This is a genomic window from Cupriavidus sp. R6-3, assembly GCF_059772245.1.
The window spans coordinates 1-18,620 of the sequence record NZ_JCBAJO010000087.1; the positions used below are offsets into that span (position 1 = coordinate 1).

Below are 18,620 nucleotides of genomic sequence, written 5' to 3' on the forward strand. Positions count from 1 at the left end.
GCTCCCGTGCAACCCACGATCACACCATAGAGGCGAGGAGACGACGCCATGAGCAAGGCATTGGAAGGAGTACGCATCCTGGACATGACGCACGTGCAGGCGGGGCCGTCGGCCACGCAGCTGATGGCGTGGCTGGGAGCGGACGTGATCAAGGTCGAACTGCCCGGCCGGGGCGACATCACGCGCAGCCAGCTGCGCGATGTGCCCAACGCGGACAGCCTCTATTTCACGATGCTGAACTCCAACAAGCGCAGCCTGACGCTGAACATGAAGACGCCGGAAGGCAAGGCGCTGCTGGAGGACCTGGTCGAGCGCTGCGACGTGCTGGTCGAGAACTTCGGCCCGGGCGTGCTCGATCGCGCGGGCTTCGACTGGGACCGGCTGCGCGCGCTCAATCCGCGCCTGATCTACGCCTCGATCAAGGGCTTCGGCCCCGGGCCGTACGCCGACTGCAAGGCCTACGAGAACGTCGCGCAGTGCATGGGCGGCTCCGCCTCGACCACCGGCTTCGAGGAAGGGCCGCCGACGGTGACCGGCGCGCAGATCGGCGACTCGGGCACCGGCGTGCATTGCGTGATCGGCATCCTGGCTGCGCTGCTGCAGCGCGAGCACACCGGCAAGGGCCAGCGCGTCGAGGTGGCGATGCAGGACGCCGTGCTGAACCTGTGTCGCGTCAAGCTGCGCGACCAGCAGCGCCTGGCGGCCGGCGCGCTGCGCGAATACCCGAACAAGGAATTCGGCGACTACGTGCCGCGCGCGGGCAACGCCTCGGGCGGCGGGCAGCCGGGCGCGGCGCTGCGCTGCGCGCCGGGCGGGGCCAACGACTACGTCTACGTGATCGTGCAACCGCAGGGCTGGGAACCGCTGATGCGGCTGTGCGGGCGCGAGGACCTGATCTCGCATCCGCAGTTCGCCACGCCCGAGGCGCGCCTCAAATGCCTGCCCGAATGCTTCTCGATCATCGAGAAATGGACGCGCACGCGCACCAAGTTCGAGGTCATGGAAGCGCTCAACGAGGTCGATGTGCCGTGCGGCCCGATCCTGTCGATGAAGGACCTGATCGAGGACCGCTCGCTGTACGAGCGCGGCTATCTGGTCGAGGTCGATCATCCGCAGCGCGGCCGCTATGTGCAGCTCGGCTGCCCGATCAACCTGTCGGAATCGCCGGTCCAGGTCGATCGCTCGCCGCTGCTGGGCGAGCACACCACCGAGATCCTCGAATGGCTGGGCCGCACGCCCGCGCAGATCGAGGCGCTGCGCGCGGCCGGCGCGGTCTGACGCCGCCTTGCCCCGGGCGGCCCGGCGCCGCCCTTCGTTCGCAAACTCCGCTGCAACCATGACCCGATGGAGGTCTGACATGGCGTATGACAAGGACGCGGTGCGCAATATTCTCGCCACCGCCAAGGAACAGGGACGCACCGCGCTGACCGCGCCCGAAGGCAAGCTGGTCTGCGATGCCTATGGCATTGCCGTGCCGGGCGAAGGGCTGGCGAAGTCCGCGGCCGAGGCGGTCGAGCTGGCCGGCCGCATCGGCTTTCCGGTGGTGATGAAGATCGTCTCCCCCGACATCCTGCACAAGACCGAGGCCGGCGGCGTGCTGGTCGGCCTGGACGACGCGCGCAAGGTCGAGCAGGGCTACCAGACCATCCTGGACAACGCGAAGCGCTACAACGCCAAGGCGGACATCGTCGGCGTGCAGGTGCAGAAGATGATCGGCGGCGGCCAGGAGGTCATCATCGGCGCGGTCACCGATCCGTCGTTCGGCAAGCTGGTGGCCTTCGGCCTCGGCGGCGTGCTGGTCGAGGTGCTCAAGGACATCACCTTCCGCATGGCGCCGGCGAGCGAGCAGGATGCGCTCGGCATGCTCGACGGCATTGCCGCCGCGCAGGTGCTCAAGGGCGTGCGCGGCGCAGAGCCGGTCGATCGCGCGGCGCTGGCCAGCATGATCCAGCGCGTGTCGCAGCTGGTGACCGACTTCCCCGAAATCGCCGAGCTGGACCTGAACCCGGTGTTCGCCAGCCCCAACGGCGCGATCGCGGCCGACGTGCGCATCGTGCTGGACCATGCGCCGCAGCCGCAGCGCTATCGCCCGACGCAGGAGCAGATCGTCGCGCAGATGAACCGTATCATGCGGCCCGACACGGTCGCGGTGATCGGCGCCTCGTCCGAGGACGGCAAGATCGGCAACTCGGTGATGAAGAACCTGATCAATGGCGGCTACCAGGGCAAGATCTATCCGATCCACCCGAAGGCCGAAGAGATCATGGGCATGACCGCGTACAAGAGCGTGCTCGACGTGCCCGGCGAGATCGACGTGGCGGTGTTCGCGATCCCCGCCAAGCTGGTGGCGCAGGCGCTGGAGGAGGTCGGCCGGAAGGGCATTCCCGGCGCCGTGCTGATTCCGTCGGGGTTTGCCGAGACCGGCAACGTCGAAGGGCAGGAGGAGATCGTCGCGATCGCGCGCAAGCACAACATCCGGCTGATGGGGCCGAACATCTACGGCTTCTACTACACGCCGAAGAATCTGTGCGCGACGTTTTGCACGCCTTATGACGTCAAGGGCAAGGCCGCGCTGTCCTCGCAGTCGGGCGGCATCGGCATGGCCATCATCGGCTTCTCGCGCTCGGCCAAGATGGGCGTATCGGCCATCGTTGGCCTGGGCAACAAGTCCGACATCGACGAAGACGATCTGCTGACCTTCTTCGAGCAGGACGACGAGACCGAGATCATCGCGCAGCATTGCGAGGACCTGAAGGACGGGCGCGCGTTCGCCGAGGCGGCGCGGCGCGTGTCGAAGGTCAAGCCGGTGGTGGTGCTCAAGGCCGGCCGCACCAGCCTGGGCGCGCGTGCCGCCAGCTCGCATACCGGTGCGCTGGCCGGCGACGACCGCATCTACGAGGACGTCTTCAAGCAATGCGGCGTGATTCGCGCCCGCTCGCTGCGCGACCTGCTCGAGTTCGCGCGCGGCATTCCGAAGCTGCCGACGCCGAAGGGCGAGAACGTGGTGATCATCACCGGCGCGGGCGGCTCGGGCGTGCTGCTGTCCGATGCCTGCGTCGACAACGGGCTGTCGCTGATGACGATGCCGGAGGACCTGGACGCGGCCTTCCGCAAGTTCATCCCGCCGTTCGGCGCGGCCGGCAATCCGGTCGACATCACCGGCGGCGAGCCGCCGACCACCTATCGGAACACGATCAAGCTGGGCCTGGAGGATCCGCGCATCCACGCGATCATCCTCGGCTACTGGCACACGATCATCACGCCGCCGATGGTGTTCGCCAAGCTGGTGGTCGAGGTCAAGGAGGAGATGGCGGCAAAGGGCATCGAGAAGCCGATCGTGGCGTCTCTGGCCGGCGACGTGCAGGTCGAGGAAGCGGCCGAATACCTGTACCAGCACGGGGTGCCGGCCTACGCGTACTCGACCGAGATCCCGGTCGCGGTGCTCGGCGCGAAGTACAAGTGGGCGCGCGGCGCGGGCAAGATCTGAGCGCGCGTGGATGGGGAGGGCGGCGGCGTTGGGAGGCGCCGCTGACCCTCTCCCTCGACCCCTCTGCCGCACGCGAGAGAGAGGGGCGCTCGGTACGCGGGCGACGATAGCGTTGCCGAGGCCCGCGGTTTTCTCCCCTCTCCCGCCTTGCGGGAGAGGGGCCGGGGGAGAGGGCACGTCCCCCCGACACTGCCCGCACTGAACATTCACCCCCCGCCACAGGAGACCCCCATGCAAACCTGGATTCGCTTCGACGCCGGCGATGGCCGGCCACGGATGGGCCGGCTCGATGGCGAGCGGGTGTTCGAATACGACGGCCCGGGCTACGCCTCGCCGAAGCCGACCGGCGTTTCGTTCCCGCGCAACGAGGTGCGGCTGCTTGCGCCCTGCGAGCCGTCCAAGATCGTCGCGCTGTGGAACAACTTCCGCGCGCTGGCCCAGAAGCTGGGCAAGCCCGAGCCCGCGCATCCACTGTTCCTGATCAAGCCCGGCACCTCGCTGGCGGGCCCCGGCGATACCATCGCGCGGCCGGCCGGCTACGGCGGCAAGATCGTGTTCGAGGGCGAGCTCGGCATCGTGATCGGGCGTGTCTGCCGCGATGTGCCGGTGGCCGACGCGTCGGCGCACATCTTCGGCTATACGGTCGTCAACGACGTCACCGCGGCCGACCTGATCGCCGAGGACCCGAATTTCCCGCAGTGGTGCCGTGCCAAGGGCTTCGACACCTTCGGCTGCCTGGGCCCGGCCATCGTCACGGGCTTCGACTGGCGCGATGCCAGCGTGGTCACGCGGCTCGATGGGGCCGAGCGCCAGCGCTATCCGCTCGATGACATGATCTTCACGCCCGAGCAGGTGGTCAGCCGGCTGTCGCGCGACATGACGCTGATGCCGGGCGACGTGATTGCCTGCGGCACCTCGGTCGGCGTGGGCTCGATGAAGGCTGGCGCGGTCGTCGAAGTGCGCATCGAAGGCATCGGTGCGCTGATCAATCCGGTCGGCGGCTAGCCCGCGCGGCAACGCGCCGCCGGCCTCGCTCGCGATGGAGGCCTGCCATGACGGACCCGGAAGAACTGGCTTATCTGCTCGCCGGTGCGTCGATGCTGGCCGGCCTGATCGGCTACCGCCACGCCGGCGTGTTCGCGCTGCACGCCGGCTGTCTCGGCGGCCTGGGCGTGGCCATGTCGGCCGCCTGGCTGTCCGGCGGCCATGGTCCGTGGGTGGTGCTGGCGGGATTGGCGCTGGCCGCGGCGGCGGCAGCGGGGATCGCAATCGGCGCGCGGGCAGGTGTGCGCGGCGCGCGCTCGTCGGGGGCGAAGTAGGGGAGAAGCAAGCATGTCGTCCCCGTTCAGGCGGGGACCCAGTGGCTTTCGAAGACGCTGGGTTCCCGCCTGCGCGGGGACGACGTGACGGCGCTCAGCTCGCGCGCCGGCTCATCGCTTCCAGATACGCGTTCTTCTTCTCCAGGATCAGCTGGCTCAGGAACGGCGCGTCGTACGCCGTCAGCAGATGCGCGTGGTAGGTCTCGATGTAGTGCGCGATACGGGTGCGCTCGCACTCGACCACGCCGCACAGCCAGCCATACATCGCCTCATCCCAGCGGAAGCGCAGCCCCAGCTCGACGAAGGCCGAGTTGTAGGCGGCCAGCTGCTGCTGCACCGACGGCTGCTGCTGGTGCTGCTGTTGTACCGGGGCCGCGGCGGGAATCTCGTTCTGCCGTTCGATCTGCGCTTGTTCCATGGTCGCTCTCCTTTGCCGGTGCGGTGGGACATGCAGGCAGCATAGGGGCCGCGAACGATTAACAACAATTGAAGTTGATCGGCAAAACCATAAGCCATCGTTTATGGGTCGGACGATGCAAGCGCAAGGGCAGGGCCGGACCGGGCCTGGCGGGAGCCCGGGGCAGGATCAGGAGCGGACGGCGCCCTTGCCCCGAATCAGGCCGTCGACGGCGGTGATGCGATCGATCTGCGCCGCGCCTTCGCTCAGCAGGAAATGCTTGAACGCGAGCGCGACCGGCGGCAGCCGCTTGTTCTTGCGATGGACCACGTACCAGTTCAGCATCACCGGAAAGCCTTCCACGTCGAGTACCGCGAGATGGCCGGTGCGCAGTTCCAGCGCGACCGTGTGGGCGGACAGGAAGGCGATGCCCATATTGGCGATCACGGCCTGCTTGATGGTCTCGGTACTCTTGATCTCCATCGTGATGCGCAGGTTCTGCAGCCGCGCCGCGAAGCCTTCCTGCATCGAGTTCCAGGTGTCCGAGCCCTTCTCGCGGCAGATGAAGGCCTCGTCCGCCAGCGCGGACAGCGGCACGTTGCGCTTGCCGACCAGCGGATGATCCGGCGCGGCGACGATGACATAGGGGTGGGGCGCGAACGAATCGTTGACGGTGTCCATGCCCGCCGGCGGCCGCACCATCACCGCCAGGTCGGTCAGGTTGCCGGCGAGCTGGTGCAGCAGCTCCTCGCGGTTGTGCACCGCGAGGTTCAGCGTCACGCCGGGATGGCGCCGCATGAATTCGGCGATCACGCGGGGGAAGAAGTAATCGCCCGCGCTGATTACCGCGATATTGAGCCGGCCGCCCGCGATGCCGCTCAGTTGCGCCATCGCGTCCTCGGCCTCGCGGAACTGCTGGATGATGCTGCGGCTGTAGTGCAGCATCTCGGTGCCCGCGGGGGTCAGGTAGATCTTCTTGCCGAGCTGCTCGAACAGCGGCAGGCCCACGTGGTTCTCGAGCTGGCGGACCTGCGTGGAGACGGCGGGCTGGGTCAGGTGCAATTCCTCGGCCGCGCGCGAAAAGCTCAGGTGGCGTGCCACCGTTTCGAAGACCTTGAGCTGGCGCAGCGTGGCGTTTTTCATGGCGGCCTCGTTCGGTCGGCGTTGCGCGCGCTGCGGCGCTTGCTGCGGCGCGTGATCGGGATCGTTTTCGCTGCAGTGCATCGCGGCATCGCGGCATCGCGGCATCGCGGCACCGCTGCACCGGTGCACGCGGTGGGCGTGGCGTGCGCCCGCCGCGGGATGGGCGTGTGTCTGTGGCGCGCGGTATGGTGCCGGCAGCGCCGTCCATCCATAGATGGTCGTCAATGATCTTAATAAAAAAGTTAAGGCGTCGTGGATAGTCGTTTGCACTAGCATCGAAGGACCCATCGGCGCTCGCGCAGCCTGCGTACCGCAGTCCCGCCGAACGACCGTGGCACATAAAAAAGCACAGCGCTGCCCCGCCGGCCCCACGCCGGCGGCACCGGCAGCGGCCGCAAGCCCACGAGGCATGCGGTGCACGAGGAGACCACGATGAATGTCTCGCTTCCGCAGTTGAAGGCCTTCGCCGCCGTCGCGCGGCATCGCAGTTTCACCCGTGCCGCCGCCGAGCTCGGACTGACGCAATCCGCCGTCAGCCGCAGCGTGCGCGAACTGGAAGAGGAAATCGACCTGCGCCTGTTCGACCGCACCACGCGCCAGGTGGAGCTGACCGAGGCCGGCACGCTGCTGTCCGAACGCATCTGCCATCTGATCGACGAGGTCGAACAGACCTTGCACGAAACGCACTCCAGCGCGCGGCCGGCGCATGGGCGCGTGCAGCTGGCGGTAGGGCCGATGCTGTCTTCCATGCTGGCGCCCGCGTGGCTGCAGGCCTGCCAGAGCGCGTGGCCCGACATCGATATCGTGCTGCGCGATGTCGCCCCCGAGGCGGCGCTGCATGCGGTGCGCGGCGGCGAGGTCGATTTCGCGGTGGTCAGCGACCCGGAGCCTTGCGCCGAACTGCAGTTCGAGCCGCTGTACGAGGAGACCTTCCATGCAGTGCTGCCGACCGGCCATCCGCTGGCCTCGCGCGAGGCGCTGGGCTGGGGCGACCTGAACGATGCGCAGCTGTTCGGGCTCGACCGCCAGTCGGGCATGCTGGCCGCCATCGAACGCGCCATGGCCGCCTATCACGTGCGGCCGCGGGTCTATCGGCCCCTGGGCCATTTCTGCGCGGTGCTGGGCATGGTGGCGCGGCGGCAAGGGCTTGGCGTCGTCCCATCGCGCGCCCGCGCCGCCGGCGTCCCGCCCGGCGTGGTGCTGCTGCCGCTGCGGCCGCATGCCGCCATGCAGGTTGTGCTGGTGCGCCGCAAGGGGCGGTCGCTGAAGCCGAACGCCGCCGCCATCTGGCGCGTCATCACCGAGCAGGAGGGCCCCGATGTGGCGCTGAAGACCGGCTGACCGCGGCCTGTGGCACAGGAGCGACAGAATAGGGGCGCTGTTTGATATATCACATACAGAATATTTACTTCTGGTGCGTTGCACCATATACTGGACATTCCTTGATTGATGTCTTATCGGAGTGTCCTGATGCAAACCACCCTGTTGACCCTGCTGTCGCTTGGCCTGTTCTCCCTCGGCGTGTCCGCCACCGTGCTGCTCGCCACCTGCCTGCCCGCGCCGACGCTGCTGCGCGCCCAGGCGCACGGCCGCTTCGCCGGCCTCGGTAGCGCCCCGCGCGATGATGGCGCCAGCGAGGACTCGCACAAGGCCGCCGGCCAATTCGTGCTGACCCATGCCTGAGGCGGTTCGCGGGCCGCTCCGATCGCGGAGCGGGCGGCGTGGCCAGTGAATTCATTGTTCTTCTCCGTTACCCTTCCGCGCCTCCTTCCTCCCCCGGCACCCCGGCATCGCGGCGTGTTCGCGCCGTGTTCGCGCCGTACTCCCCGGAGTCAGCCGCCGCAGTCAGCCGCCGCAGTCAGACGCCGCTAATACTCGAGCAGCGCCTTGCCGATCGTGTTGCGCAGGATTTCCGATGCGCCGCCCGCGATCTCGTAGGCCTTGGCATCGCGCAGATAGCGGCCGTACGGCGAGTTCTCCATGACGCCATAGGCGCCGCAGATCTGGATCGACGTGCTCGCCACCTCGGTCGCCAGCGCGCTCGCCACCAGCTTGGCCTCGCTGGAGAGACGTGGCACGTCGCCGCCCGTGTCGAGTGCCTGCGCCGCGCGATAGGTCAGCAGCCGCGCCGCATCGATGCGCGCGACCATGTCCGCGAAGTACCACTGGATGCCTTGCTTGTCGAACACCGTGCTGTCGAACACCTTGCGCTGGCGGGCGTGCGCCAGCGACCGGTCGAAGGCCGCGCGCGCGATGCCCAGGCTGATGCCAGCCGCCATCGTCCGGGAGTAGTTCAGCGTGGTCACCGCCGCGCGCACGCCCTTGCCTTCGATGCCGATCAGGTGGTCCAGCGGCAGGCGGCAGCCGTCCAGCACCAGATTGACGTGCGGCCCGTTGCGCAGGCCGAAGGTCGCGGAATTCTCGCCGACGTAGGTCGACAGCCCCCTGGTATCGCCGGGCAAGGCAAACGCCGAGACGCCCTGTTCGGTCTCGGCCAGGATGATGAAGAACTCCGCGGCGGAACCGGAGGTGATGAACGACTTCTCGCCGTCGAGCACCCATTCGTCGCCGACCCGCTTCGCCTTGGTGTCCAGCGAGCGGATATCGCTGCCGTGGTTGGCCTCGGTCAGTGCGTAGGCGGAAATCAATCCCTGGGCAAAGCGGGGCAGGTAGCGCTGCTGCAGCGACGCATTGCCGAACAGGTGGAGGATCGTCTGCGCCTGCAGGATCGTGATCAGGCTGATCCCGACCGCCGCGCTGGCATACGAGGCTTCCTCGAACACGGCCAGCGCATGCAGATAACTGCCGCGTCCGCCGTACGCCGGCGGCAGGAAGATGCTGTTGTAGCCAGCGCGTGCCAGCGCGCGGATCTCCTCCACCGGATAGACATCGCGCGCGTCGATCGACGCCGCGTTCGGCTCGATGTGCTGCGCCACCAGCGCGCGCAGGTCGTCGAGAAAGTCCGGTTCGACCATGTCCTGCCACAGCGTCTTCCTGTTGTCGTTGCCGCCCGTCTGCTGCATCTGTGTCTCCTTTCGCGTCGTCGATGAGGGTGTCGATGTGTTTCAGTATGCTGAAACATGATTCTCTATATTGACATTATAGAAGCCCGCCCTAGAATCCGTGCAAGCGTGGCGGCCGGCACGGCCGGTCGGCGCGCGCACAAGAAGATCGACAGCGGAGACAACGATGAAGTGGTATCGCGAGTTGAGGAAGGACGAGCGCCGCACCTTCGTGGCGGCATTCGGCGGCTGGGCGCTGGACGGCGTGGACTTCATGATGTTCACCTTCGTGCTGGGCACGTTGATGTCGATCTGGCAGATCGACCGCACGCAGGCCGGCATGCTCGGCACGGTGACGTTGCTGGTGTCCGCCGTCGGCGGATGGCTGGCCGGCATCCTCGCGGACCGCTATGGCCGTGTGCGCGTGATGCAGTGGACCATCCTGTGGTTCTCGGTCTGCACGCTGCTGCTCGGCTTCGCCCAGAACTTCGAGCAGGCCTTCGTGCTGCGCGCGCTGCAGGGGCTCGGCTTCGGCGGCGAGTGGGCTGTCGGCTCGGTGCTGATGGGGGAGATCGTGCGCGGCAAGCATCGCGGCAAGGCGGTCGGCACGGTGCAAAGCGCATGGGCGGTCGGATGGGGCATTGCCGCGATCGCCTACACGCTCGTCTATTCCTTCGTGCCGGAGGAAATGGCGTGGCGCATCCTGTTCTGGATCGGCATCCTGCCGGCGTTGCTGGTGTTCTACATCCGCAAGCATGTGCCCGAGCCCGAGGTTTCGGCCAACGCGCGCGCCGCCGCGGCCGCGCGCGGCGAGACCGTGCCGTTCCATCGGATCTTCTCGCGCGGGCTGCTGCGCACGACGCTGCTGACCTCGCTGCTGTGCACCGGCGTGCAGGGCGGCTACTACGCGATCACGATCTGGCTGCCGACGCTGCTGCGGACCAAGTACCAGCTATCGGTACTCGATACCGGCGGCTATCTGATGGTGGTGATCGTCGGCTCGTTCTGCGGCTACCTGGCCGGCGCCTATCTGACCGACTGGTGGGGACGGCGCGCCAATCTCTATGTCTTCACCGTGCTGTCCGGGCTGTCGATCTGGTTCTACAGCCAGTACGACATCAGCAACAGCCTGATGCTGTGGCTGGGCTTCCCGCTCGGCTTCGCCGCCTCGGGCATCTATAGCGGATTGGGTGCGTTCCTGACGGAGTTGTTCCCGGCGTCGGTGCGCGCCAGCGGGCAGGGGTTCGCCTACAGCTTCGGGCGCGCGGTGGGCGCGCTGTTCCCGACGCTGGTCGGCCACCTGAGCCAGAAGATCGGGCTCGCGGCCGCCATCGGCGCCTTTGCCGCGGGCGCCTATGTGCTGGTGCTGATCGCGGCGCTGATGCTGCCGGAAACGCGGGGCAGGGATCTGGAGGGCAATCCGGAGGCGGTACCGGCTTCGGCGGAATAGGCGAGGCGCGGAGGGTGGCGCGAGGGCTGCGCGGAGGGCGGCGCGGGCCGGAAAGACGCCCGCGGCCCCCGCGCCTCAGGCGGCACGCGTTTCGAACGACGCGCGCCAGTTGCGCGCGAACGCGGTGATCAGCTTCACGTGCCGGTCCAGCGCCGGCTCGATCCGTGTCGACGGGCCGGCAATCGCCACGGCGTAGTACTCCTTGCCGATGCGCATGGCGTCGGCCACCGCGCTGACATCGTCGAAATACTCGCCGCTCGACATATACCAGCCGCGCGCGCGGCTCGCCTCCAGGTCCTTGAGCAGCGCGGCGCGCGAGGAGATCGATTTCCTGCTGCGCCGGGCGAACTGCATGCCGGCGATCATCGCGTCGCGCTCGTCGTCGGGCATCGTGCCGAGCAGCGCCTTGCCGACCGCGCTGGCGTAGAGGGGGCGCGTATCGCCGACACGGACGATGAAGCGGATGCTCTGCTCGCTCTCGAGGACCTCGACATACTGCGCGGTGGCGCCGACCAGCTTGGCCAGCACCACCGTTTCCTCGCACTTGTCGCGCATCTCGGCGAGCGCCGGCACGATCCAGTCGGGCAGCGGATCGAATTCCTCGATCGAGCGCGCCAGATGGCCGAGCAGCCGGGTCATGTAATAGCCGCCCTGGGTCTTGCTTTCCATCAGGTAGCCGCGCGCTTCCAGCGTCTTGACCAGGCCGTGGCAGCTGGACAGCGGCATGCCGGTGGCCTTGGCGAGCATCGACACGGACATCGGCCGGCGCTCGCGCGCGAAGGTCTCGATGATGTCCAGGGTTCGGCCGGCGGCGGGTACGGTCATGGGCTTCGGAATAGGCGAGGAGGATGGGGAGCCGAGTCGGCTGAACGGAATGATAGCGGATCGTTCCGCTCAGCCAGGCGATCCGCGGCCCTGTGATGCGGTCTTCAGGTCGATCGTCGCGGCGGAGTTCCTGGCCAGGCGGAAGCGCTGGATCTTCTGTGTCGGCGTCTTGGGGATTTCGCTCGCCAATTCGAGATAGCGCGGCACCATATGGCGGGGCAGCGCGGCGCGCAGGTGCGCGAGCAGCGCGTCGGCATCGAAGGCGGCGCGCGGCACCACGACCAGCTTGATCTCTTCCTCCAGTATCTCGTCGGCGACGCCCACCGCCGCGCAATCGGCAATCTGCGCGAACTTGAGCGCGGTCAGCTCGATCTCCACGGGCGAGATCATCTCGCCGCCACGGCGGATCAGTTCCTTCTTGCGGCCCTCGAAGTAGAGAAAGCCATCGGCGTCGAAGCGGCCGAGGTCGCCGGTATGGAACCAGAGATTCTCCATTGCGGCGAGCGTCTCCGCCGGCTTGCGGAAATAGCCGCTCATCATCACGTGCGGCTCGCGCGGCCGCACCGCGATCTCGCCGATCTGGCCCGGTGCCAGCGTGCGGCCATCGTTGCCGAGCACCACCACGTCGAAATCGTCGCGCGCCGCGCCAACCGAGCCAAAGCGATAGCGCGAGCGCGCATTGATCGTGACGAGGCCGCCCGTTTCCGTCATGCCATAGAGCTCATGGACCTGTACCGGCAGCAGGCCGTTCAGGCGCTCCCATACCGCGCGCGGCGCCCCGCCGCCGACGCACCAGCGCAGGCTGGTCTGCACCCGTGCGGTCCATTCCCGAGCCAGGATGCTGAGCACCGTGCCGACATAGGTGAAGCCGGTGGCGCGGTAATGCGCGGCCTGTTCCAGGAATCTCGACGCGGAGAAGCGCGCGACGATCGCCACGCTGCAGCCGGTGGTCAACGCCGACATCACCGAATACATCTGCGGATTGGCGTGATGCAGCGGCAGGAACGTCATGATGCGGTCGTCCTGCGTGATGCCGATCGCCTCCGCCACCTTCTCGCCCGCGGCCAGGTACGAGCGATTGGGAATCACCACGCCCTTGGGCTGGCCCGTCGTGCCGGAGGTGTACAGGATGGCGGCGGGCGCGTCGTCGTTCGCTGCGGCCGGCGCCGCGGGCGCATGCGAACCCACTGCGGCGAGATACGCGTCTTCGCCGGCAAGGCCGTGGACCGCGATGCCGCAGGAGGCGGTTTCGGTGGCGAAGCGCGCCTGGTCGCTTGTCTCGCACAGCAGCAGGCGGGATTCGCTCTGGCCGACGATATAGCGCAGCGGCTCGCCGAACATCTCGTGGCTGACCGGTACCGCCACCGCTCCGCGCGCCAGCAGCGAGAACCATGCGAACAGGAACAGCGGCCGGTTGCCGATCGCCACCACGACGCGGTCGCCCGGCTGGACCGCCAGTGTCTCGAGCCAGGCGGCGCCGCGCAGCGCCGCTTGCGCGACGGCGCCGAACGTCCAGCGCTGGTCTTCGAACAACAGGAACGGGGCGTCGGGGCGTTCGCTCGCCATGCGCAGCAGACGTGAAATCACGGTGGTCTCCAATCTTTCAGTATATTGAATAGTGAATCAGCCGGTTGACATTGTAAGGTCGGCGGCTAGAATTCGGAAGCGGTTTCGCTTTGCGCCGGCCTGATCGATGCGGCGAGCCGCGCGACGACAACGACATGGGGGACAAGCAGATGGCATCGCGATGGAAACGCCGGCCCGAGGGCTCGACATGGGGAGACTTCGGCGAGGACGATCAACTGGGCCGGCTGAACCTGCTGACGCCGGACAAGGTCAGGCAGGGCATAGCGGAGGTGCGCGAGGGCCTGTCGTTCTGCCTGAGCATGCCGCTGGATTTTCCGGGCGGCGCCGTGCTCAATCCGCGCCGCCATCCGCCGCGGCTGTCGCCGACGCTGCAGGACGGTTGCCCGTGCCTGAACTTTCCGCTTGCGCGCCTGGACGCGCGCAATACCGACGTGCTCAGCGATGACCAGGTCACGCTGGCGCTGCAGTACTCGACGCAGTGGGACTCGTTTGCCCATGTGGGCGCGTATTTCGACGTGATGGGCAACGGCGTCAGGGAGAAGGTCTACTACAACGGCTATCGCGCCAACGAACACGTGGTCGGCCCGCGCGACTACGGGCCCGATGGCGATGGCGATGGCGAGGGCGATGTCGATGTCCCCGGTCCGCACGGCGCGCATGCGCTGAGCGTCGCCAATATGGCGCGCAAGGCGATCCAGGGCCGCGCGGTGCTGGTCGACCTGAAGAAGCATTTCGGGCTCGAGCGGCACCATGTCGGCTACGACGACCTGATGCGCGTGCTCGATGCCGACGGCATCGCGATCGCGCCGGGCGACATGCTGGTGCTGCGCACCGGCTTCACCGAGGTGCTGGTCGGCATGAATCGCCAGCCCGATATCGACGTGCTGAACCGCACCGCCAGCGTGCTGGATGGCCGCGACGACGCGCTGCTGCAATGGATCACGGACAGCGGCGTGGCGGCGATCTGCGCGGACAACTATGCGGTCGAAGGGCTGCCCGCGCTGGAAACCACGCTGGGCCAGCGTCCGGCGCTGCCGCTGCACCAGCACTGCCTGTTCAAGCTCGGCGTGCCGCTGGCGGAGCTATGGTGGCTCGCGGAGCTGGCCGACTGGCTGCAGGCGCGCGGACGCTCCGCCTTCCTGCTGACGGCGCCGCCGCTCTACCTGCCCGGTGCGGTCGGTTCGCCGGTCACGCCGGTGGCGACGGTGTAGGCGGTGACGGTGTAGCGGGCGCGCAAGACGCAATAACCGCCAAACAAGCAAGAACCGCGGAAACCGCGGCGACTTCCAACAACGACACGGAGACAAACGATGAACCAGCATGCCTTGCGCGCTGGCGTGGCGGCGCTCGCCCTGGCGGCGACGCTGCTGCCCGGCGTCTGCACCGCCGCGCCCGCCGCGGCGTCCACCACGCAGGCGGACGGCTATCCCAACCGGCCGATCCGCATGATCATCGGCTTTCCGCCCGGCGGCCCGACCGATATCGTCGCGCGCGTCATCGGCCAGGCGCTGGGCGACAGGCTGGGCCAGCCGATCGTCGTCGAAAACCGGCCCGGTGCCGGCGGAAACATTGCCGCCGAGGCCGTGGCCAAGGCGCAGCCCGATGGCTACACCTTGCTCTACAACACCTCGTCGATCGCGATCGCGCCATGGGTCTATGCGCACGTGAACTACGACCCTGTCAAGGACTTCGCCCCGGTGGCGCTGACTGCCGAGATGCCGCTGGTGCTGATGGTCAATCCGTCGGTCCCGGCCAGGACGCCGAAGGATCTGGTGCAGCTGATCCGCAGCCGGCCGGGGCAATTGAACTACGGCTCGTCAGGGACCGGCGCGATCGAGCATCTGTCGTCGGCACAGTTCAACACGATGTTCCACCTCAAGGCGACCCATGTCCCGTACAAGGGCACCGCGCCGGCACTGGTGGACTTCCTGGCCGGCGAGACGCAATTCATGATGACCACGCTCAATACCGCGCTGCCGTATATCCGCGACGGCCGGCTCAAGGCGCTGGCCGTGACCTCGCGCCAGCGCACGGCCACGCTGCCGGACGTGCCGACCGTGGCCGAGGCGATGTCGGCGGACTACGCTTCCACCGCGTGGCAGGGCCTGGTCGCGCCGGCGAGGACGCCGGCCGCGGTGATCGGCAAGCTGAACCAGGCGGTCAACGCGGTGCTGGCCAACCCGGCGGTGCGCAAGGTGCTGGCCGAGCAGGGCGTGGATGCGCTCGGCGGCTCGCCGGAACGCTATGGCGCCTTCATCCAGTCGGAATATGCGCGCTGGCAGAGCGTGGTGAAGGCGTCGGGGGCGAAGATCGAGTAGGCGGGCCGCAGGCGTGGCGCCGGATCGCCGGATCCCTTCAATCCAGCGTCACGCCGGAATCGTCGATCACCTTGCGCCAGCGCTCGACCTCGGCGGCCAGATAGCTGCCATAGGCTTCCGGCGTGGAGCCGCGCGCTTCGGCGCCCTGGGCCGCCAGGCTCGCGCGGACTTCGGGCGCGGCCAGCGCCTTCACGGTGGCGGCGTTGAGCTTGCGCACGATCTCGGACGGGGTCTTCGCCGGGACCATCATGCCCTGCCAGGCGGCCACCTCGAAGCCCGGCATCACGGTCTCGGCCACCGTTGGCACATCGGGCAGCTGGGCATTGCGCTTCAGGCTCGTGACCGCCAGCGCGCGCAGTTTCCTGTCGCGGATAAAGGGCAGCGACGAGTTGATGGTGTCGGCCATGAACTGCACCTGCCCGCCCGCCAGATCGGTCAGCGCGGGCGCGCTGCCCTTGTAGGGCGCGTGTACCGCGCGGATGCCGTTGGCCTGCAGGAACAGGAAGGCGGCCAGATGCGTGACATTGCCATTGCCGGCCGAGCCGTAGGTCAGCTTGTCGGGCTGGGCCTTCGCATACTGGATGAATTCCTGCAGGTTTCCGACCGGCACCTGCGCGTTGACCTCGATCACCAGCGGCACCGCGGCCGTCAGCGCCACCGGCGCGAAATCGCGGCGGCCGTCGTAGCTCAGCTTGCGGTAGAGCGTTGCGCTGAGGGCGATCGACGAGGTGTTGTAGAGCACCGTATAGCCATCGGCCGGCGCCTTGGCGACCAGCTCGGCGCCGATATTGCCGTTCGCGCCGGGGCGGTTGTCGACCAGTACCTGCTGGCCGAGCTCGTCGGACATCTGTTTGGCGATCACGCGCGCCACCAGGTCGGTCGGGCCGCCCGGCGGGAACGGCACCACCAGCTTGATCGGCCGCGAGGGAAAGCCGGCCGCGTGGTTGGCCGCATTGTCCGCCGCGTGTGCAGCGGCGGGGATGACGCTGAACGTGATGGCCGCGATCGTCGTCGCCATGGCGGCGAGCGCGCCGGCGATGGGCTTGGCATGCATGGTGGTCTCCTCCGCGCGGCGTCCGGCCGCGTCGATTTTGTTCGTGGGGGTAGATCAGCGTCCGGCCAGCAGGCGCCGGGCGGTATAGGTCATCACGTTCTCGTTGCGCTGGTTGTAGACCTCGATCAGCGAATCGACAACGGCGCGCCCGCTCTTCGAGGTCGGCCGGATGCCTGTGACCTTGACCGTCGCCCAGATCGTGTCGCCGACCACCACCGGACCGTGGATCTTCTGCGTCAGCTCCAGCATCGCCAGGCCAGTGCCCTGGATCATCGTCTGCAGGATGAAGCCTTCGATCAGCGCATAGGTCAGCGCGCCGGGCACCGGCCGCCCGCGAATCGCGCCGGCGTCGTAGCCATCCTCGATGAAGATCGCTTCCAGCATGCCGGTGACGCCGATGAAATTGACGAGGTCGGTTTCGGTGACCGTGCGGCGGAAGGTGCGGAAGGTCTGTCCTTCCTCGAGGTCTTGCCAATGGAAGCCCTGGCCGAGGCGGGGCAGGTTGTCGTGGTTCATCGCGTCTCCTGATGGGGGATCTCGTTACCTGGATTGGCCGCGGCATCGCCGGCGGGCTGGATTGCCATGCAGCGGGTCGCGCCGCTTGTCAACATCGCATCGAGTTCGGCGGCCGTGACACCGGCGCTGGTCAGTACCGCGGCCGTGTGCTCGCCCAACCGCGGCGGCATGCCGATCGGCGTGCGCGCTCCGTCGAAGCGCACCGGCGCGCCGGGAAAGCGCAGCGTGCCCATCGCGGGATCGTGCAGCGAGGCGAAAAACCCGGTGGCCCGCAGATGCGGATCGTCGGGCAGCTCGGACAAGGTATTGACCTTCGCCACCGGAATCTGCAGCGCTTCGCAGACGCCGAGCCAGTGCGCGGTGGTTTGCTGCCGCACGATCTCGCCGGTGATGTCGTACAGCGCCTCGATATGCGTCGTGCGCGCGGCGATGCCGGCAAAGCGAGGATCGGCGGCCAGGTCCGGCCTTTGCGCTGCCGTGAAGAAGTCGCGCAAGTGCCCGTCGGTGTACGGCATCATGCAGACGTGGCCGTCGGCGGTGCGATAGGGCCGGCGCAGCGGCGCGAGCACGCGCGGATAGCCGGCCGGGCCGCGCGGCGGATCGAAATGCAGGCCGTACAGATGCTCGACCAGGTTGAAGGCGGCCATCGATTCGAACATCGGCACCTCGACGAGCGTGCCGCGCTGCTCGCGCTGCCGGCGTTGCCCGCGTCCCGCCAGCGCGGCGCAGATGGACAACGCCGCGATCAGGCCGCAGGTCTTGTCCGCGGCGATGGTCGGGAAATAACGCGCGTCGCCGGTCTGCTCCGCCATCAGGGCCGCATTGCCGGCCAGGCCCTGGATGATGTCGTCGTAGGCCGGCTTGCCGCCGTAGGGGCCGTCCTCGCCAAAACCGAGCAGGCTGGTATAGACCAGGGCCGGATGGCGCGCCATCACGTCCGCCGGCGCCAGGCCCAGCGCCGCCAGCTTCTGCGGCCGCATGCTGTGCATCAGCACGTCCGCGGTGGCGAGCAGCCTTTCCATCGCGGCCTGCGCCGCCGGCTGCTTCAGGTCCAGCACGACGCTGCGCTTGCCGCGATTGACCCCGAGAAAGATCGCGGCCATGCCGTCCTCGGCGGCCGGTCCGGTGTGCCGGGTGGAATCGCCGTCGGGCGTCTCGATCTTGATCACTTCCGCGCCCAGGTCCGCCAGCCACTGGCTGGCGTATGGGCCCATCACCACGGTGGAAAGGTCCACCACGCGGATGCCTGCGAGAGGCAGCATGCCCTGTCTCCGTCTCGTTGTTTTGCCCGCAGGGTAGGGCAGGCCGCACGGCGGGTCTAATATTAGTTTTTTGAGAAGCGATATCGAGGAGATATCACGATGGATCTGCGTCAACTGCAGCAGTTCGTGGTGCTGGCCGAGACCGGCAACTTCCATCGCGCCGCCGAGCAGCTGCATATGGCGCAGCCGCCCTTGTCGATATCGATCCGCAAGCTCGAGGCGGACATGGGCACGGCGCTGTTCGAGCGCACCTCCCGCGG

18 protein-coding genes are annotated in these 18,620 nt (G+C 67.9%); 10 read left to right on the plus strand and 8 right to left on the minus strand.

The genetic code is table 11. From position 1 onward, the window contains the following. The first annotated feature begins 48 nt into the window (after positions 1-48). The 4 genes from frc (at position 49) to AC6EI8_RS14700 (ending at position 4,806) form a co-directional block, all read left to right on the plus strand. Positions 49-1,278 carry a formyl-CoA transferase gene (frc, locus tag AC6EI8_RS14685; protein WP_149316235.1) on the plus strand — a complete coding sequence of 410 codons (1,230 nt, stop codon included), beginning with the start codon at positions 49-51 and terminating at the stop codon, positions 1,276-1,278. 79 nt (positions 1,279-1,357) lie between these two features. After that, the gene (locus AC6EI8_RS14690; RefSeq protein ID WP_226106086.1) at positions 1,358-3,487 is read left to right on the plus strand and encodes an acetate--CoA ligase family protein; all 2,130 of its coding nucleotides are present in this window, start codon (positions 1,358-1,360) and stop codon (positions 3,485-3,487) included. Positions 3,488-3,718: 231 nt separating this feature from the next. After that, positions 3,719-4,492, plus strand: a complete 774-nt coding sequence (locus AC6EI8_RS14695) for a fumarylacetoacetate hydrolase family protein (protein ID WP_498382255.1) — start codon at positions 3,719-3,721, stop codon at positions 4,490-4,492. A 47-nt stretch (positions 4,493-4,539) separates the two neighbouring features. Further along, complete coding sequence (locus tag AC6EI8_RS14700) at positions 4,540-4,806, plus strand: hypothetical protein (RefSeq protein ID WP_149316232.1); 267 nt, start codon at positions 4,540-4,542, stop codon at positions 4,804-4,806. A gap of 94 nt (positions 4,807-4,900) precedes the next feature. On the opposite strand, the gene AC6EI8_RS14705 is transcribed toward AC6EI8_RS14700, so the two are convergent. Beyond that, positions 4,901-5,224 (minus strand): LysR family transcriptional regulator, encoded by a 324-nt coding sequence (locus AC6EI8_RS14705; RefSeq protein ID WP_187829068.1) that lies wholly within the window; start codon positions 5,222-5,224, stop codon positions 4,901-4,903. 168 nt (positions 5,225-5,392) lie between these two features. Beyond that, positions 5,393-6,346 (minus strand): LysR family transcriptional regulator, encoded by a 954-nt coding sequence (locus tag AC6EI8_RS14710; protein ID WP_149316231.1) that lies wholly within the window; start codon positions 6,344-6,346, stop codon positions 5,393-5,395. 432 nt (positions 6,347-6,778) lie between these two features. Between AC6EI8_RS14710 and AC6EI8_RS14715 the strand changes: the two genes are divergently transcribed. Both AC6EI8_RS14715 and AC6EI8_RS14720 read left to right on the plus strand, forming a co-directional pair. Continuing rightward, entirely contained in the window at positions 6,779-7,687 is a 909-nt protein-coding gene (locus tag AC6EI8_RS14715; RefSeq protein WP_150082525.1) for a LysR family transcriptional regulator, read from the plus strand. Positions 7,688-7,816: 129 nt separating this feature from the next. After that, entirely contained in the window at positions 7,817-8,029 is a 213-nt protein-coding gene (locus AC6EI8_RS14720) for a hypothetical protein (RefSeq protein ID WP_149316229.1), read from the plus strand. A gap of 185 nt (positions 8,030-8,214) precedes the next feature. On the opposite strand, the gene AC6EI8_RS14725 is transcribed toward AC6EI8_RS14720, so the two are convergent. Beyond that, the gene (locus AC6EI8_RS14725; protein ID WP_226106083.1) at positions 8,215-9,369 is read right to left on the minus strand and encodes an acyl-CoA dehydrogenase family protein; all 1,155 of its coding nucleotides are present in this window, start codon (positions 9,367-9,369) and stop codon (positions 8,215-8,217) included. 166 nt (positions 9,370-9,535) lie between these two features. Here AC6EI8_RS14725 and AC6EI8_RS14730 point away from each other — a divergent pair, with 166 nt between their 5' ends. Then, entirely contained in the window at positions 9,536-10,798 is a 1,263-nt protein-coding gene (locus AC6EI8_RS14730) for an MFS transporter (RefSeq protein ID WP_226106081.1), read from the plus strand. Positions 10,799-10,873: 75 nt separating this feature from the next. Here the strand turns inward: AC6EI8_RS14730 and AC6EI8_RS14735 are convergent, their stop codons facing one another. Then, entirely contained in the window at positions 10,874-11,623 is a 750-nt protein-coding gene (locus AC6EI8_RS14735) for an IclR family transcriptional regulator (RefSeq protein WP_226106080.1), read from the minus strand. 69 nt (positions 11,624-11,692) lie between these two features. Beyond that, on the minus strand, positions 11,693-13,210 hold the full coding sequence (locus AC6EI8_RS14740; protein WP_226106079.1) for a class I adenylate-forming enzyme family protein: 1,518 nt from the start codon (positions 13,208-13,210) through the stop codon (positions 11,693-11,695). Between the two features lie 149 nt (positions 13,211-13,359). Here AC6EI8_RS14740 and AC6EI8_RS14745 point away from each other — a divergent pair, with 149 nt between their 5' ends. Further along, on the plus strand, positions 13,360-14,421 hold the full coding sequence (locus AC6EI8_RS14745) for a cyclase family protein (RefSeq protein WP_226106078.1): 1,062 nt from the start codon (positions 13,360-13,362) through the stop codon (positions 14,419-14,421). 99 nt (positions 14,422-14,520) lie between these two features. Beyond that, positions 14,521-15,528 carry a tripartite tricarboxylate transporter substrate binding protein gene (locus AC6EI8_RS14750; protein ID WP_226106077.1) on the plus strand — a complete coding sequence of 336 codons (1,008 nt, stop codon included), beginning with the start codon at positions 14,521-14,523 and terminating at the stop codon, positions 15,526-15,528. A gap of 37 nt (positions 15,529-15,565) precedes the next feature. Here AC6EI8_RS14750 and AC6EI8_RS14755 read toward each other — a convergent pair whose 3' ends face one another. Genes AC6EI8_RS14755 through AC6EI8_RS14765 form a run of 3 tightly spaced genes read right to left on the minus strand, consistent with a single transcriptional unit; the run spans position 15,566 to position 18,360 of the window. After that, on the minus strand, positions 15,566-16,582 hold the full coding sequence (locus tag AC6EI8_RS14755; protein ID WP_226106076.1) for a tripartite tricarboxylate transporter substrate binding protein: 1,017 nt from the start codon (positions 16,580-16,582) through the stop codon (positions 15,566-15,568). A gap of 54 nt (positions 16,583-16,636) precedes the next feature. Then, positions 16,637-17,098 (minus strand): MaoC family dehydratase, encoded by a 462-nt coding sequence (locus AC6EI8_RS14760; protein WP_226106075.1) that lies wholly within the window; start codon positions 17,096-17,098, stop codon positions 16,637-16,639. After that, positions 17,095-18,360 carry a CaiB/BaiF CoA transferase family protein gene (locus tag AC6EI8_RS14765; RefSeq protein WP_498382256.1) on the minus strand — a complete coding sequence of 422 codons (1,266 nt, stop codon included), beginning with the start codon at positions 18,358-18,360 and terminating at the stop codon, positions 17,095-17,097. The genes AC6EI8_RS14760 and AC6EI8_RS14765 overlap by 4 nt, the downstream gene beginning before the upstream one ends. A gap of 99 nt (positions 18,361-18,459) precedes the next feature. On the opposite strand from AC6EI8_RS14765, the gene AC6EI8_RS14770 reads away from it, so the two are divergent. Further along, on the plus strand, positions 18,460-18,620 hold a 161-nt coding region (locus AC6EI8_RS14770), incomplete at its 3' end, for a LysR family transcriptional regulator (protein ID WP_498382257.1).

Excerpts from the sequence above, each read along its gene's own strand:
- frc (WP_149316235.1), top strand. The coding sequence starts at position 49 with ATGAGCAAGGCATTGGAAGGAGTACGCATCCTGGACATGACGCACGTG.
- AC6EI8_RS14690 (WP_226106086.1), top strand. The coding sequence starts at position 1,358 with ATGGCGTATGACAAGGACGCGGTGCGCAATATTCTCGCCACCGCCAAG.
- AC6EI8_RS14695 (WP_498382255.1), top strand. The coding sequence starts at position 3,719 with ATGCAAACCTGGATTCGCTTCGACGCCGGCGATGGCCGGCCACGGATG.
- AC6EI8_RS14700 (WP_149316232.1), top strand. The coding sequence starts at position 4,540 with ATGACGGACCCGGAAGAACTGGCTTATCTGCTCGCCGGTGCGTCGATG.
- AC6EI8_RS14705 (WP_187829068.1), bottom strand. The coding sequence starts at position 5,224 with ATGGAACAAGCGCAGATCGAACGGCAGAACGAGATTCCCGCCGCGGCC.
- AC6EI8_RS14710 (WP_149316231.1), bottom strand. The coding sequence starts at position 6,346 with ATGAAAAACGCCACGCTGCGCCAGCTCAAGGTCTTCGAAACGGTGGCA.
- AC6EI8_RS14715 (WP_150082525.1), top strand. The coding sequence starts at position 6,779 with ATGAATGTCTCGCTTCCGCAGTTGAAGGCCTTCGCCGCCGTCGCGCGG.
- AC6EI8_RS14720 (WP_149316229.1), top strand. The coding sequence starts at position 7,817 with ATGCAAACCACCCTGTTGACCCTGCTGTCGCTTGGCCTGTTCTCCCTC.
- AC6EI8_RS14725 (WP_226106083.1), bottom strand. The coding sequence starts at position 9,369 with ATGCAGCAGACGGGCGGCAACGACAACAGGAAGACGCTGTGGCAGGAC.
- AC6EI8_RS14730 (WP_226106081.1), top strand. The coding sequence starts at position 9,536 with ATGAAGTGGTATCGCGAGTTGAGGAAGGACGAGCGCCGCACCTTCGTG.
- AC6EI8_RS14735 (WP_226106080.1), bottom strand. The coding sequence starts at position 11,623 with ATGACCGTACCCGCCGCCGGCCGAACCCTGGACATCATCGAGACCTTC.
- AC6EI8_RS14745 (WP_226106078.1), top strand. The coding sequence starts at position 13,360 with ATGGCATCGCGATGGAAACGCCGGCCCGAGGGCTCGACATGGGGAGAC.
- AC6EI8_RS14750 (WP_226106077.1), top strand. The coding sequence starts at position 14,521 with ATGAACCAGCATGCCTTGCGCGCTGGCGTGGCGGCGCTCGCCCTGGCG.
- AC6EI8_RS14755 (WP_226106076.1), bottom strand. The coding sequence starts at position 16,582 with ATGCATGCCAAGCCCATCGCCGGCGCGCTCGCCGCCATGGCGACGACG.
- AC6EI8_RS14760 (WP_226106075.1), bottom strand. The coding sequence starts at position 17,098 with ATGAACCACGACAACCTGCCCCGCCTCGGCCAGGGCTTCCATTGGCAA.
- AC6EI8_RS14765 (WP_498382256.1), bottom strand. The coding sequence starts at position 18,360 with ATGCTGCCTCTCGCAGGCATCCGCGTGGTGGACCTTTCCACCGTGGTG.